Genomic DNA, 14,291 nt, shown 5'->3' with positions numbered 1-14,291 from the left:
TTGGGTCTTCTGGAAACGACCATCAGCGGCCGGAAGCGGCGCGGCAACCACGCCCATGTGGTCGCCGAGCTCGGGCGCGGTATCGTCTCCGGCAAGATACCGGAAGGCTCGCTCCTACCCGGCGATGCGGAGCTTTCAGGCCGTTTCGGCGTCTCCCGCACCGTTCTGCGCGAGGCGATGAAGACGCTTTCCGCCAAGCGGCTGATCGAAGCAAAGGCAAAGGTCGGCACACGCGTCCTGCCGCGGGACAGCTGGAATTTCTTTGATTCGGATGTGCTCGGCTGGCGTTTCGAAAGCGGGCTGGATTACGAATTCATCGAACATCTTGCAGAGATCCGGCTCGCCCTTGAACCGGCCGCAGCTTCCGCAGCCGCAGCCCGCGCGACCAGCGACGACATCGTGGCGCTCTATGCGATCGCGGCGAAATTCGACAACCTCAACCACACGCCGGAATCGATCGCAAAGGTCGATCTCGAATTCCATCTCGCCATCGCCCGCATGTCCGGTAATCCGTTCATGCGCTCGGCAAGCGCGCTGATCGAGGCGGCGCTGGCGATCTCCTTCGAACTCTCGTCACCTGCCGCCTCGCCGGAAACGATCGATGAGGTAGCGACTAACCATTTGCGGATCGTCCATGCCATCGCCTCGCGCGACCCAGCCAAGGCGATGTCGGCAATGCGGCATGTGATCGAGGTCGGCAAGAGCCGCATTCGCGGATCGCTCCGCGGCACCGACAGCAAGGCGATCAACGCGCGGAAGCCGGTCGCCGTCGACAATAGTTGACTTCATAACTCATGAATGATCTTAGTCCGGGAAGAAGACAGACATTCCGGACAACCGCCATGCTCCACCAGACCCGAGGCCGCATTACCCGTGACAATGGTGCCGCAATCGATGCGCTGAAGAAACGTGCAGCCGAGTGGGAAGTGCCGCTGACGCAGGAAGCAAAAGGTTTCTGCTTCCATGTCTGGAATTCCAAGGCAACGCTTTATCCCGACGAAACTGGCGTGACGATCGAGATCTCCTCACCCGAACAGCGCTTGCTGCAGACCCTGCAGGGCAGCCTGACCGAGCTTTTCGAGGAATGCCTTCTCTGCCCGAAATGGGATGAAGTGGCCGAAGGCGCACTCGCCCCCGGCATGTCGTTGATGCAGGTCGCCTCCATTACCAGACGCTCGCCGGGCTTCACCCGAGTGCGTCTGGAAGGACATGATGCGGAGCGCTTTGGCGGGGACAGCTACCATTTCCGTCTTCTCATTCCCCGCAAGGGCCGGCCGCCCTGCTGGCCACGTATTGCCGCATCCGGTCGCACCGTGTGGCCCGAAGGCGATGACGCCCTTCACCGACCTGTCTACACCACCTTGGCCCATGGCCAGAACTGGCTCGAATTCGACATCTTCGAACATGAAGGCAGCCCGACATCCGCCTGGCTGGCGGAAGATCCGGTCGGGCGGACCATCGGCATCATCGGTCCGGGCGGCGGCGGCTGCCCCGATAGCCGGAACCTCTTCCTCTTCGGCGACGAAACTGCCGTGCCGGCCATCATCCGGATCCTTCAGGAAGCGCCGGGCGATGTCCGCGCATTCATTCGGGCAAGCCGCGAAGATCTCTGCGAACTCGCCACCGATGACAGGGTTACGACCGTCGACGATCTGATCCCGACTCTGGAGGCGCTTAACTTGGCCGAGGGCGCTTATGTCTGGTTTGCAGGACACGCAGATCAGGCACGCGCTGCCCGCGCATGCCTGACCGCTCGCGGCATGCAGAAACGTGATTTCACCGCCGCCGCCTACTGGAATTGAGCAGCCGGCGGAACCTCTGAAAGCAGAAGCAATAAAGGGATTTGCCACGCTCGCACATGCCGGGATGCACGGGAATTTTTGGCATCCCTGTTTTAAGGTATTCTAATACCCGGAAGCGTCGGAATTGCTCAAATTAACCTTACCCCGTAACCTCTCTTGGCATTCTTGCTTGCTCAAAGCTGAAAAATGGGCACTTTTCATTAAATAAGAGCGCTCGCGGAGCTTATAGTCCCGCAAAGTGGAGACGTCACAGCAATGTCGCGGTCGCCCTTTAGTGCGTGTTTCTGAATCGGATAATTGAGGTGCGGGCATGACTTACGAATCCGCCAGACTTATGTCTGAGGCTATAACGATCTCTTCAGCGGCGGTTTTTTACTCCCTGATCGACGCTCTTGTCGAAAAGGGCATACTGTCCGGCGAGGAGGAAAAGGAAATCTACCTCTCTGCCATGGACAAGATCAGTGAGGTGGCCGGCGATGACGAAGACGGCACGCACGAACTCGCCCGCGAACTGATCGAACAGCAGATAGCTGACCGCGAGCTCTGAGCCAACTCTGGGCCAGCAATAGGCCCACGTGCTTCGGGCAGCATCGTTATCGAGTTCCCGCATCCGCGGAAGCTCTACGAAACTCAGAAGAATGAAACAGCCAGCACCAGAAGCAGCGAGCTGGCCATCACGGTCGCCGCGAAGGCACCATTCCACTTGAGGACGATCGTCGTGGCCGAGGTGGACGTCAGGCGCGCCATGGTAATCGTCATGGCGCTGATCGGCGAAAGCGCGATTCCCGCCGCCCAGCCGAGCGAAAGCGCCAGCGCCAGCAGCATCGGATGAGCGTTGCCGAAGGCGGCTGCCCCGAACAACTGGGCGAGAAACACCACCACGATCGAATGCGGCACGAAGAGAAGCGCACTGGCAGCGATTGCCACGATGCACAGCCCTGCCAGCACCGAGGGCGGCAGCTGGTTGAGATCCGTCAGAAAATCGCCCCTGCCATCGAGGAAGACCACGGCCGTTGCCCCGATGACGCTGGCCGAGAGATAGATCGCGCTTTCCGTCCGCATGACCGACATGTTGCCGACCATGCCCTTGACCTCGCGTCCGAGGCCGAAGAGCGGCACACGCTGCTCGTAGACGATCCAGCCGAGCGCAAACAGCGGCAAGAGGATCAGCGAGGCGACAAGCGGACTTACATCGATCGCGGCGTGGATCGCCAGCGTGCCGCCAAACAGCCCGACGCAGGCGCAAAGCGTTATCGCAAGCGGCCCGGCCGATGGCCTGTCACCGTCGTCGGCCTCAGCATTGATTGTCTGGCCAGTCACCTCGGTATGGAAGAGCGTCGTCACGAGGATCAGCGCCGTAGCCGTCGCGAAGGCGGCAATGATGAAAGCCGTCGGCGCGAGATTGGGAATGGACTGGGTGATGATGGCAAATCCGACACCGAGCGGCGACCATATGGTCATCAGAACCGTTCCGCGCATGGCCGCGAGCAGGATGGAACGACGCTCGCCCTGCCGGTCCTGGCCTTCGGTCGCCTTCGCCACCATCTGTCCAAGCAGCGAGATGATGCCGATATTGAAGAGCAGGCTGAGCAGATGGCTTCCGACCTTCACCGCCTGGTAACGCCTGCGGCCGGGCATGCTCATCAGATATTCCGCCGCATTCCTGATGATGTCTGAACGTCCGACCGCATAACGCAGCATGCCGAGCACGGACAGGAACGAAGAAAAGCCGACGCCCTGGTAGAGAGCGCGCTCGACGACCGCAGCCTTGCCGGCCGGAAGCAGGAATTCCGACGTTGCGCAGAGAATAAAGCCGGCGCTCACGAACACTTTCGCAATCGTTGCAAGCCGCTTCCAGTCATAAAGGACCGCCACCGTGGCAAAAGCGGCAGCGGCACGCAGGAGCCAAATCGAGCCCGACGTGACGCTGGCAAGAACGAAGAGAAACGCACCGGCGAGAGTAAGCACATCTGCCGCACCGATGGCCTGCTGCTTTTGCAGTGTGGCGGCTGAGGCACCCTTGCTCATGGACGGACAACTCCGGGACAGGCTTCGATCCCGACACGCATGTGCGGAACGAGGAGAAAATTCGAAAAGGAATTCGGTAGTATCAACGATCTGCAGCATGCGCCGATGCCCTGCCTGCAGGACAATCGCTTGAATGCTGCAATGCAGCATAAAAACGAGAAAGTCTAGCATTCACAGAGCAGAAGCGCCTGTTGCAACGCAAACAGAGCGTATTTCAGTAAGGCTGATGACCTATACACACAATTACGAATTGCCGCTCAACGCGGCAGATCGTCCCGGTGGTGATTTTTAGGGCAATTGCATTCGTGGGCAGTCATGACTTCGCGGTCAGCGAGCCAAGATCGTCCAAAGCATGACCGGCATGAATTCACCCGAGGTCAGGAAGCCTGCGGCTCGTCATCCTCGCGGGGACGCTCTTCCGGACCGATCGGATATTTGCGCGGAACACCATGGCTGCGGGCCGTGCGATCCCGATGCAGGGCCGCGCGCGCCAGAAGCATGAAGGTGATCGGTGTCGTGAAGGTCACGAAAATGCCGATCAGGATTTCATGGATGACCAGCCGCGAAGACGCGGCGGTGAAATAGATCATCGAGGCAAGCATGATGCCGCCGATCCCCCAGCTCGTGCCAAGCGCCGGCGCATGCAGCCGTTCGTAGAAGGACGGCAGGCGCAGGAAACCGATCGCCCCGATCAGTGCAAGAGCTGCGCCGACGAGAAGGAAGAAAGCCACCGCAAATGCGACGGGCAGGGAAAGGTCCACTGCAGGATAGATCATTCGATCACCTCCCCGCGCATCAGGAATTTTGCCAGCGCCACGGTGGAAACGAAACCGAGCAGGCCGATCACCAGCGCCGCTTCGAAATAGATAACGCGGCCCGTGCCGATGCCGAATGTCACGAGCAGCAACATCGCGTTGATATAGATCGTGTCGAGACCGATGATCCGGTCCTGTGCCCGCGGGCCGCGGAACATCCGGATTGCGGCGATCGCCATGGCAACGACGAGCATGAATTGCGCAATCGCGACTGCGGTATAGATGATGACGGCACTCATGCGAATATCTCCATCAGCAGCTTTTCATAGCGGTTCTTGATCGTTGCGATCCACTGCTCTTCCTCCTCGAGATCGAGCACATGCATAAGGATCGAACCGTCATAGGAATCATATTCCAGCCAGACCGATCCGGGCGTGCTCGTCAGGATGGTCGCCAGAAGCGCCAGCGCGGTGCGGTCCTTGATCTCCAGCGGGATCGTCAGGAAACCGGCCTTCCCACCCTTTGTTCGGCCTCTGATTATCAGCCACGCCACCGCGATGTTGGAAAGCGCAATGTCGTAAAGCACGATGAAGAACAGCTTGGGCAGAAGGTACCACTTGTTCAGCTTCGGTTTCTCCGGCCTCAGCGACGCCATCGCCCAGGAGGCAAATACCGCAACCAGCGCGCCGAGGATCAGGTGCCCGAGCGTGAAGCTGTTGAGCAGCATCCACATCAGCGTCAGCGAGATCGTCAGGATCGGATAGGGAAGCATCAGTATCCCTCCCCTGTGCCGTCATCGACACCCGGCACGACCGTCGCATTGCGCACAGCGTCGATATAGAGGTTCGGATTGCTGAGCGTACGGATGGTCGTATCCATGTACTGCATCGCCGAATTCGCTTGCACCGTCAGGAACAGAGTCAGCGCCAGAAGGAACATTACCGGCACGATCTCGATCACCAGAACCCTTGGCACGACGCCTTCCAGCGAAGTCCAGAAGGTACGGATACCGACGCGCGTCATCGAAATCAGCGCTGCGACACCGGACAGGATGACAAGGATGATCAGCGTCCAGACAGGGGCAGTTGGCGGAACACCGATCGCACCGGTGCCCATCATTGCCGACAACATGGCGAACTTGGCGATGAAACCCGAGAGCGGCGGAAGGCCGGAGAGAAGAATGCCGCACATGGCAAAGCAGGTACCGAGGATCGCCATCGTGCCGGGCATGGTAACACCATCGCCCTCTTCCGGCTCATCCTCATCGGCATCGCCATAGGCTTCCATCGTCACGGCAAGAACGTTGGCACCAGCATCCTGGCTTCGCTCGACAAGCTCGATCAGCATGAAGAAGGCGCTGATCGTCAGTGTCGAGCTGACCAGATAGAGCAGCGCACCCGAGGACACCGCACCATCGTTGATGCCGAGAACCATCAGCAGTGTGCCGGAAGACACAAGCACCGAAAAGCCGGCCAACCTGCCGAGTGCCTGCGATGCCAGGATACCGATCGTGCCGAAGATCAGTGTCGCCATGCCGCCATAGAGCAAAACCGTCGAACCGAAGCCGGCCGACGGCCCGCTGTCGAAAAGCAGCATGGTCAGCCGCAGGATGACATAGATACCGAGCTTGCTGAGGATGGCAAAAACGCCGGCAACCGGGGCCGAAGCCGCGCTATAGGCCGTTGGCAGCCAAAAGCAGAGCGGCCACATGCCGGCCTTGATCAGGAAGGCGATGCCAAGCACGCCCGCGCCCGCCTCCATCAGCATCCGGCGATCCGCTTCCATGTCCGGAATACGAGCCGCGAGATCCGCCATGTTGAGCGTGCCGGCCGTGCCGTAGATCAGGCTGACACCGATCAGGAAGAGCAGTGCTGCCGCAAGGTTGACCGCGATATAGTGCATCCCGGCCTTGACGCGCAGCTGACCCGAACCGTGCAGCAACAGACCATAGGATGCTGCCAGCATCACCTCGAAGAAAACGAAAAGGTTGAACAGGTCGCCAGTCAGGAAAGCGCCGTTCACGCCCATCAGCAGCAACTGGAACATCGAATGGAAATGCGCGCCCATCGCATGCCAGCGCGCCAGCGAATAGACGAGTGCGGCGATAGCGACCGACGCCGTCAGAAGCAGCATCAGGGCAGACAGGCCGTCCAGCACGAGAACGATACCGAACGGCGCCGACCAGTTGCCGAGCAGATAGACACCTTCGTAGCCGTTCGGGCCGCTTTCGATGCGGAAAAGAATGAAGGCGACAGTCAGAAGCAAAAGCATCGAGACGAGGCTTACCATCGCCTTGGTCACGCGCTGCCGTTCATCGATGACAACGAGGATGGCCGCTGCCACAAGCGGGATCAGGATCGGCGCAATGATCAGATGATGCGACCAGCCGTTCATCGCTTCTCCCCTCTGCCGTCCACATGGTCTGTGCCGGTCATGCCGCGTGAGGCGAGCAGGACAACGAGGAAGAGTGCCGTCGTTGCAAATCCGATGACGATGGCGGTCAGCACCAGCGCCTGCGGCACCGGATCGGCCAGAACGTCATGCCCGCCCCCTTCACTCAGAATTGGAGGAACATTCGTCTTCACCCCACCGACGCTGAAGATGAACAGGTTCACTGCATAAGACAGAAGCGAGAGCCCGATAATGACCTGATAGGTACGCGGGCGCAGAATGAGCCACACGCCGCAACTGGTCATGACGCCGATGGCGATGGAAAGGATGATCTCCATTTAGCTCTCCTTCGCCTTTTCGGCCTCGATCGTGCGAAGGCGGGTTATTCGGATGGACTGGTGCGCAAGCGCGACTAGGATAAGTACCGTCGACCCGACCACCAGAAGGAACACGCCGAGATCGAACAACAGCGCCGTTGCGGCCGGCACCTTGCCGATCAGCGGCAGCGTCAGATACTGCGAATGCGACGTCAGGAACGGATAGCCGAGGAACCATGCGCCGATACCGGTGAGCGTGGCGATGATCAGCCCGAGCCCCATCCACCAGAGCGGCAGGATGCGGATGCGGTCTTCCGCCCAGCGTGTGCCGCCCGCCAGATATTGCAGCAGGAAGGCAATCGACAGCGTCAACCCGGCAGAGAAGCCGCCGCCAGGCAGATCATGCCCGCGCATGAAGATATAGACGGCAAAGGTGATGATGACCGGGAACATCCACTGCATGATGACCGACGGCACGAGCAGATATTCCCGTACCGTATCGCCTGCATTGCGCTCCGGCCTCTCCTCGTCGAAACGGTTCTGGATCCGCTGCTGCTCGGGCATGACCATCGTGTCGGGCGCCGGACGGAAACGGCGGAGCAAGGCAAAGACGGTGAGCGCAACAATGCCGAGAACGGTTATTTCGCCAAGCGTATCGAACCCGCGGAAATCGACGAGAATGACGTTGACGACATTGCGGCCGCCACCTTCCGAATAGGCGTTTTCCAGGAAATAGGTCGCGATCGCATCCGGCACCGGCATGGTCATGACCGCATAGGCGATGAAGGTCATGCCGATACCGCATATGATCGCGATCAACAGGTCGCGGAAACGCCGGAAACGGGCGCGGAAGGTCACCGATTCATCCATCTTCTCCGTCCGCTTGGGCAACCAGCGCAGGCCGAGAAGAATGAGAACGGTGGTAACGATCTCGACCAGCAGCTGGGTGATCGCGAGATCCGGGGCCGAAAGCCAGACGAAGGTGATGCAAACGATAAGCCCGATGCCGCCCAGCATGACCAGTGCGGCAAGCCGGTGGTATTTGGCAAGATAGGCCGTGCCGAGCGCAAGGCAGATACCGATCAGCCAGATGCCGGCAAACACCTTGTCGACACCCGAAAACACGAAGGTCCGCGGCTCGAAACCGGAATGCCAGAGCGGCAGGAGCCCCGCCAGGAAGCCGGTCACGACGACCCAGCGCAATTGCGGCTGCAGATTACGCGTGCCGATCCGCTGTTCGGCCATGCGCGCCCAGCGCCATGAAACCTCGACCAGTATGCGCTCGAAGATACGCTGGCCCTTGAGCCGCCGGATCAGCGGAGGACCGTCCTCGCAGGTCGCAAGATAATGGCGCAGGACGAAATAGAGCGCCGCACCGCCTGCGAGCGCGATGAGGCTCATGATCAACGGCAGGTTGAAGCCGTGCCACATGGAAAGGCTGTATTCCGGCGTCTGCGTACCAAGCACGCTGACGACAGCCGTATGCAGGAACGGACCGACAGAAAATGCCGGCACGATCCCGACGATCAGGCAGATGACGACCAGCAGCTCGATCGGAAAACGCATCCAGCGCGGCGGTTCGTGCGGCGTATCCTTCGGCAGATTGGTTGGCGACGGACCGAAGAAGACCGTATGGATGAAGCGCAGCGAATAGGCGACGCTGAACGCGCCGGCAAGCGTTGCGACATAGGGAAGGATGATGTCGAGGACCGAATCCGCATGCGTCTCGATTGCCTCGGCGAAGAACATTTCCTTCGACAGGAAACCGTTGAGCAGCGGCACGCCCGCCATGGCAGCGCTCGCCACCATGGCAAGTGTGGCCGTGTAGGGCAGATAGCGGAAAAGCCCGCTTAATCGCCGCATGTCGCGCGTTCCTGTCTCGTGGTCGATGATGCCGGCCGCCATGAACAGCGACGCCTTGAAGGTCGCATGGTTCAGCATGTGGAAGATCGCCGCCACGGTGGCAAGCGGGCTTCCGAGGCTCAAGAGCGTGGTGATCAACCCGAGATGGCTGATCGTCGAATAGGCGAGAAGCCCTTTGAGGTCCTGCTGGAAAATCGCGAAAAAGGCGCCGAGCAGAAGCGTGAAAATACCGGCCGCACCCAGAATGAAGAACCATTCATAGGTGCCGGAAAGAGCAGGCGAGAAACGCGCCAGCAGGAAGACCCCGGCCTTCACCATGGTTGCCGAATGAAGGAAGGCCGATACCGGCGTCGGCGCGGCCATCGCATTCGGCAGCCAGAAATGGAACGGGAACTGCGCGCTCTTGGTAAGCGCACCGAGCAGGATGAAGACCAGCGCCGGAACATAAAGCGCGTGGCTGCGGATCAGATCACCTGAAGCGAGGATCTTGTCGAGATCGTAGCTGCCGACAATGTTGCCGAGCAGAAGAAGCCCGATCAGCAGGCAGAAACCGCCGATACCCGTGATCGTCAGGGCCATACGGGCGCCATCGCGCGCCGCTGCCGAATTATTCCAGTAGCTGATCAGAAGGAAGGACGAGATGCTCGTCAGCTCCCAGAAGATCGAGAGCAGGATGACATTGCCGGAGAGAACGATGCCGAGCATCGCGCCCATGAATGCGAGGAAGAAGGAAAAGAACCGCGGAACCGGGTCTTCCTCGGACATGTAATAGCGGGCGTAAACCGTAACCAGGAAGCCGATGCCATTGATCAGCACGCAGAACATCCAGGCGAAACCGTCCAGACGCAGCGAAAAATTCAGCCCGAGCTGAGGAATCCATTCCAGGTTATATCGAAGCACATTGCCGTCGGTTACCTGCGGATAGGCAAGCACGGTGATGAATAAACAGCAGAATGCAACCAGCGAAGCCAGACGCGACGGCAGGGCCGTTGATGCCGTGTTCAGGAGCAGAACGGAAAGGAGACTTCCGATAAACGGCAGGGCCAGCAGCAGAACAAGAAAGTGCGGCGCAAGCGTTATCCCAATGTCCCATCCCTTCATTTCTAAGGCATTTCAGTCCTTTATCATGTAATGGGGTGCCCCACTAGCCAACCGGATCAAACTGCCATATATGATTTATTCTGACCAATATGGGCAATTTGGAACAATGGGTCAACCGGATCAGGGAAAGATTTTGTCGCCGGCGCTCTGTCGGGCAGGCCGTGGCTTCCTCGACTGGACGCAATGCGATCTGGCGGATCGCTCAGGCGTGTCCCGTAGCACGATCAGGGACTATGAAGGTGATCGCCACGAGGTCCACCGCTCGACCGAAGCCCAACTCAGGCGCGCCTTCGAAGAGGGCGGGCTGGCTTTCGTGACGGTGGAAGATGGCTGTGTCGCCATTTGCCCCAAGGACAGGAAAACGGCTTCCGACTGACCTCAGTTCACCCGACGCGGGCTTTCTGGAACTGCTGCCGGTATTCCGAAGGCGAGATGCCGACCTCCTTCTTGAAGGCCTTGCAGAAATAGTTCGCATCCGCATAGGACAGGTCCAGCGAAACATTGCTGATCGGCAGGTCGCTGTTTTGCAGCAGAACCTTGGCACGCTCGATCCGCTGCCCCTTCAGATAGGAAATGAAGGTCGTGTTCATTTTTTTGCGAAACAGCCGGCTGAGATAACAGGGGCTGACATGCGCAAATTCCGCCGCGTCCTCGAGCGTTACCCCCTTGGAGAGATTGCGCTCGATGAAATGCAGAACGGTTTCGATCCGCTCTCCGGCCGCCCCGCCATGTTCCTGCCCGGGATCAAAGAGAATATCGGTGATCTGACATAGCAATTCCTGGACCTTGTACTGGCTGCGCGCATCGAGCCGCTGGTTTTCCAGCTCCGCGATCTGCCGCGCCATCGGCAAAGGCAATTTGCGATCCGTCTCCTCCAAAAGATCGGTCAGGATCTCGGCAAGATCGAGCACGTCATGGCGCGGCGCCACATCCTTGTGTGCATAGATGCCCTCCAGCCGCGTTCGCACCAGACGAAGGCAGTCACGATAGGCGCGCCTTTCGACGAGAGACCGGATACGATCGGCAATGTCGATTTCGTCCTCCACTTCCTCCTCGGCGGCATCCATCGCCGGCACCAGACGCAGGTTCGGCACTGCCTTTTCAGGAACCGGCATGGCCAGACAATCACGAACCCCATCAAGCAACGCCTCGGTCCGCACCGGCTTTAAGAGAAAACCGTCCGCCTTGTACTGGATCGCGGCCTGCATGATGTCGAAATAATCGTAGGCCGTAACAATCAGCACTTTCGTCGCCAGATGCCGCTCGCGCACCATCTGCAGCAATTCCAGTCCGTTGGGACGCGGGATCTTGATGTCGAGCAGCATCACGTCGATACGCTCGCTTTCGAGCAGCCTGACGGCCTCCGACCCGTTTTTGGCCTCGCCGACGATCCTTATGTCATCGGCATTACGCTCGATGATCGAGCGCAGGGCACGCCGTTCCAGTTCCTCGTCCTCGACGATTGCCATGTTGAACATGCAAATCTCCTCTCAAGCGTCAGCCGCTCGCCCTTCAGAAGTCGAACGGCTCGAATTCCAGGGGGAACCGCATGCGCACAAGCGTTCCGCGCCCCTGGCGAAAAGGACTGAGGATCTCCAGTCCGTGATCCGTACCAAAGTAATAACGAAGCCGGCTATCGATATTGTAGATGCCGATACTCTTGCGCCCGCCACGATCCGCCTCGCCGCGCAGAACCGCCTGCTTGCGCTCCGACGAGATGCCGTCCCCATTGTCGACGATGTCGATGATCAGTTCGACCCCGTCGCGGTAGGCAGAGATCTCGATCACGCCTCCGCTCTCGCGCGGTTCTATCGCGTAATTGATGCAGTTCTCGACAATCGGCTGAAGCACCATGACGGGACAGAGCACGTCGAGAAACTCCTCCGGCACATCGAGCGAGAACTCGAAACGATCGCCAACCCGAAGCTTCAGGAGATGCAGGTAATTGCGCACATGCTCCACCTCCATGCGCAATTGCACGAATTGCGACCCGCTCTTTTTCAGCACGTAACGCATCATTTCGGCAAAGGAATGCACGGTGTTTTCGGTTTCGGGCGCGTTTTCGACCAACGCCAGCCTGCCTATCGTGTTCAATACGTTGAACAGGAAATGCGGATTGACCTGATAGGAAAGCGCCTGAAGCTCCGCCTCGCGCAAAAGTCTTTCGAGCTCGGCGCGACGTTTGGATTCCTCCGCCAGCCGCAGATTCTTTGTATAGAGCTCCTGCGCCACCCCGCGGGAGTAGCTCTCCTCGACGATATGCGACGCGATGTAGAACAGCGAATAGGCAGCCGAACGCAGCTTTTCGTAAGTGACTTCGTTAATCCGGTGATGCTCTTCCAGCAGCGGCTGGTGCTCTCGCCATGACCCTTCGAAGGGAAAGATATTGGAAAGATCGACGAGACCGGTCGCGCCTTCATCCGAGGTAAGCTTGACCTGGCCGCAAATGACCGCGCCGAGATATTCACCGCGCACGATGATGGGTGCCGCAAAATCGACCAGGCTGCAGTGGCATCGATAGATGGATGGCTCCCCGGTGGAGAGTGCGGTACGACCACCCACGGCATCGCAATGGAAGCACCGCTCCCGCCACTCGGCGCGAGCACGAACCGCCTGACAGAATGCCGAAAACCCGGACGGCTTGGTGACCGGTACCCCTTCCGGATCGACAATCACCATCGCCACCCCGACCGCAGCGCTGAAATTGTCCTGGACCTTCTGGAGCATTTCGGTGCTCATCAGTTCCAGCAACCTCTTGCGTCGCGCAGCCTTGGTCGCGAGCGAATTTTCGGCCGGCCGATCTATAGCGGCCGGAAAGATCGTGATCTCCGGATTTATCTGCGGCACCACCTCCTCAGGCTGCCCGCTCGGTCGGTCTGCTCCCATGACCATCCCTCCGCGTCACGGCCGAAATGGCCGTAAGAAGCGGTTCTCTCGAATATCGGACGTCTCAGTCCAAGCACATCGATCATTCCGGATACGCTGAGCGGGAAAAGCTCGCGTATCGCCTCCTCAAGCAAAGCGGAATCGACCGACAATTTCTCCGCGGATGATACCGCCACCATTTCCGGTTCTTTCTGACCTATCGCAAAAGCCAGCGAAATCTCGCAATTTGTCGCAAGTCCGGCGGAAACTATGTTTTTGGCGATATAGCGCGCCATATAGGCGCCGGTGCGATCCACCTTGGTGGCGTCCTTGCCGGAAAAGGCGCCCCCACCATGACGACCGATGCCGCCATAGGTATCGACAATAATCTTTCGGCCGGTCAGCCCCGTATCGGCCGCCGGGCCGCCTTTTACGAAACGCCCTGTCGGATTAATGAGAACCCGCGTATCGCGTTTCAGCCATGGCCCCATCACCGGCGCGATGACCTCTTCCAGCAAGCCGCGTAGCAATTGCTCGCGTTCAATCTCTTCCGAATGCTGGGTCGAGACCACGACGCTGATCAGTCTTTCCGGCCGTCCTTCTGCATCATGGGCAAATGTCACCTGGGCCTTGCCGTCCGGCCGCAGCCAGGCAAGACGTCCGCTCTTGCGCACCTCAGCCAGCCTGCGGGTCAGCTTGTGGGCAAAATCGATCGAGACCGGCATCAGGCTTTCGGTTTCATTGCTCGCGTAACCGTAGAAAATCCCCTGGTCACCGGCGCCGAAATCCTTCTCGCGCACAACACCCTGCGCAATATCAGGCGACTGTTCATGCAGGTCGGCGAGAATAAAGCATCCATCGGCATCGAAGCCGAGAACGGGATCCGTATAGCCGATGCGCCGGATCACATTGCGGGCGATACGGGTCACATCGACCGAAGCCCGCGACGTCACCTCGCCTGCGATATGGACTGTGTTGCCCGAGACCAAAACTTCTGCCGCCACGCGCGCCATCGGATCCTGCGCAAGATGGGCATCGAGAATGGCATCCGAAATCTGGTCGCAAACCTTGTCGGGGTGACCTTCCGTCACCGATTCTGCCGTCGTGTAGCGCGCGACCATGATCGCCTCCTTTATCAAGGCCCGGGATGCACGTCCCGGGTCATCGTC

The 14,291-nt window shown here is 59.4% G+C and carries 14 protein-coding genes; 4 read left to right on the top strand and 10 right to left on the bottom strand.

The window, feature by feature from the left end:
* The 3 genes from HNQ72_RS19690 to HNQ72_RS19680 all read left to right on the top strand — a co-directional run bounded on the left by HNQ72_RS19690 (window position 1) and on the right by HNQ72_RS19680 (window position 2,349).
* Window positions 1–783, top strand: a complete 783-nt coding sequence (locus tag HNQ72_RS19690) for a FadR/GntR family transcriptional regulator (protein WP_183994519.1) — start codon at window positions 1–3, stop codon at window positions 781–783.
* Between the two features lie 59 nt (window positions 784–842).
* Entirely contained in the window at window positions 843–1,802 is a 960-nt protein-coding gene (locus tag HNQ72_RS19685) for a siderophore-interacting protein (protein ID WP_183994517.1), read from the top strand.
* Between the two features lie 310 nt (window positions 1,803–2,112).
* Window positions 2,113–2,349, top strand: a complete 237-nt coding sequence (locus tag HNQ72_RS19680; protein ID WP_183994515.1) for a hypothetical protein — start codon at window positions 2,113–2,115, stop codon at window positions 2,347–2,349.
* A gap of 83 nt (window positions 2,350–2,432) precedes the next feature.
* Here HNQ72_RS19680 and HNQ72_RS19675 read toward each other — a convergent pair whose 3' ends face one another.
* From HNQ72_RS19675 to HNQ72_RS19645, 7 genes are all read right to left on the bottom strand, one after another.
* Window positions 2,433–3,830: a hypothetical protein gene (locus HNQ72_RS19675; RefSeq protein WP_183994513.1), complete on the bottom strand. Its 1,398-nt coding sequence runs from the start codon at window positions 3,828–3,830 to the stop codon at window positions 2,433–2,435.
* 377 nt (window positions 3,831–4,207) lie between these two features.
* A complete protein-coding gene (mnhG, locus tag HNQ72_RS19670; RefSeq protein ID WP_183994511.1) occupies window positions 4,208–4,606 on the bottom strand; it encodes a monovalent cation/H(+) antiporter subunit G in 399 nt (132 codons plus the stop codon).
* A complete protein-coding gene (locus HNQ72_RS19665) occupies window positions 4,603–4,884 on the bottom strand; it encodes a K+/H+ antiporter subunit F (protein ID WP_112505878.1) in 282 nt (93 codons plus the stop codon). Before HNQ72_RS19665 ends, mnhG begins: the two co-directional genes overlap by 4 nt.
* Window positions 4,881–5,357, bottom strand: coding sequence for a Na+/H+ antiporter subunit E (locus HNQ72_RS19660; protein ID WP_183994509.1), 477 nt, complete (start codon window positions 5,355–5,357; stop codon window positions 4,881–4,883). Before HNQ72_RS19660 ends, HNQ72_RS19665 begins: the two co-directional genes overlap by 4 nt.
* Window positions 5,357–6,979, bottom strand: coding sequence for a monovalent cation/H+ antiporter subunit D (locus HNQ72_RS19655; RefSeq protein WP_183994507.1), 1,623 nt, complete (start codon window positions 6,977–6,979; stop codon window positions 5,357–5,359). Before HNQ72_RS19655 ends, HNQ72_RS19660 begins: the two co-directional genes overlap by 1 nt.
* On the bottom strand, window positions 6,976–7,314 hold the full coding sequence (locus HNQ72_RS19650; protein ID WP_183829326.1) for a Na+/H+ antiporter subunit C: 339 nt from the start codon (window positions 7,312–7,314) through the stop codon (window positions 6,976–6,978). Before HNQ72_RS19650 ends, HNQ72_RS19655 begins: the two co-directional genes overlap by 4 nt.
* The gene (locus HNQ72_RS19645) at window positions 7,315–10,257 is read right to left on the bottom strand and encodes a monovalent cation/H+ antiporter subunit A (RefSeq protein ID WP_210319658.1); all 2,943 of its coding nucleotides are present in this window, start codon (window positions 10,255–10,257) and stop codon (window positions 7,315–7,317) included.
* A gap of 61 nt (window positions 10,258–10,318) precedes the next feature.
* Between HNQ72_RS19645 and HNQ72_RS19640 the strand changes: the two genes are divergently transcribed.
* Window positions 10,319–10,633 (top strand): helix-turn-helix transcriptional regulator, encoded by a 315-nt coding sequence (locus HNQ72_RS19640; protein ID WP_183995029.1) that lies wholly within the window; start codon window positions 10,319–10,321, stop codon window positions 10,631–10,633.
* 7 nt (window positions 10,634–10,640) lie between these two features.
* Here HNQ72_RS19640 and HNQ72_RS19635 read toward each other — a convergent pair whose 3' ends face one another.
* From HNQ72_RS19635 to metK, 3 genes are read right to left on the bottom strand one after another with little or no spacing between them, the layout of a single operon-like run.
* Window positions 10,641–11,735 (bottom strand): response regulator, encoded by a 1,095-nt coding sequence (locus HNQ72_RS19635; RefSeq protein WP_183994505.1) that lies wholly within the window; start codon window positions 11,733–11,735, stop codon window positions 10,641–10,643.
* 34 nt (window positions 11,736–11,769) lie between these two features.
* Window positions 11,770–13,143 carry a sensor histidine kinase gene (locus HNQ72_RS19630; RefSeq protein WP_183994503.1) on the bottom strand — a complete coding sequence of 458 codons (1,374 nt, stop codon included), beginning with the start codon at window positions 13,141–13,143 and terminating at the stop codon, window positions 11,770–11,772.
* Window positions 13,092–14,243 carry a methionine adenosyltransferase gene (gene metK, locus HNQ72_RS19625; RefSeq protein ID WP_183994501.1) on the bottom strand — a complete coding sequence of 384 codons (1,152 nt, stop codon included), beginning with the start codon at window positions 14,241–14,243 and terminating at the stop codon, window positions 13,092–13,094. Before metK ends, HNQ72_RS19630 begins: the two co-directional genes overlap by 52 nt.
* Between the last annotated feature and the right edge of the window lie 48 nt (window positions 14,244–14,291).

The organism is Aliirhizobium wenxiniae (assembly GCF_014201355.1).
Classification (GTDB): Bacteria; Pseudomonadota; Alphaproteobacteria; order Rhizobiales; family Rhizobiaceae; genus Neorhizobium; species Neorhizobium wenxiniae.
Note: the sequence above shows the minus strand (reverse complement) of the source record. Positions and strands in the feature narration are given on the sequence as shown.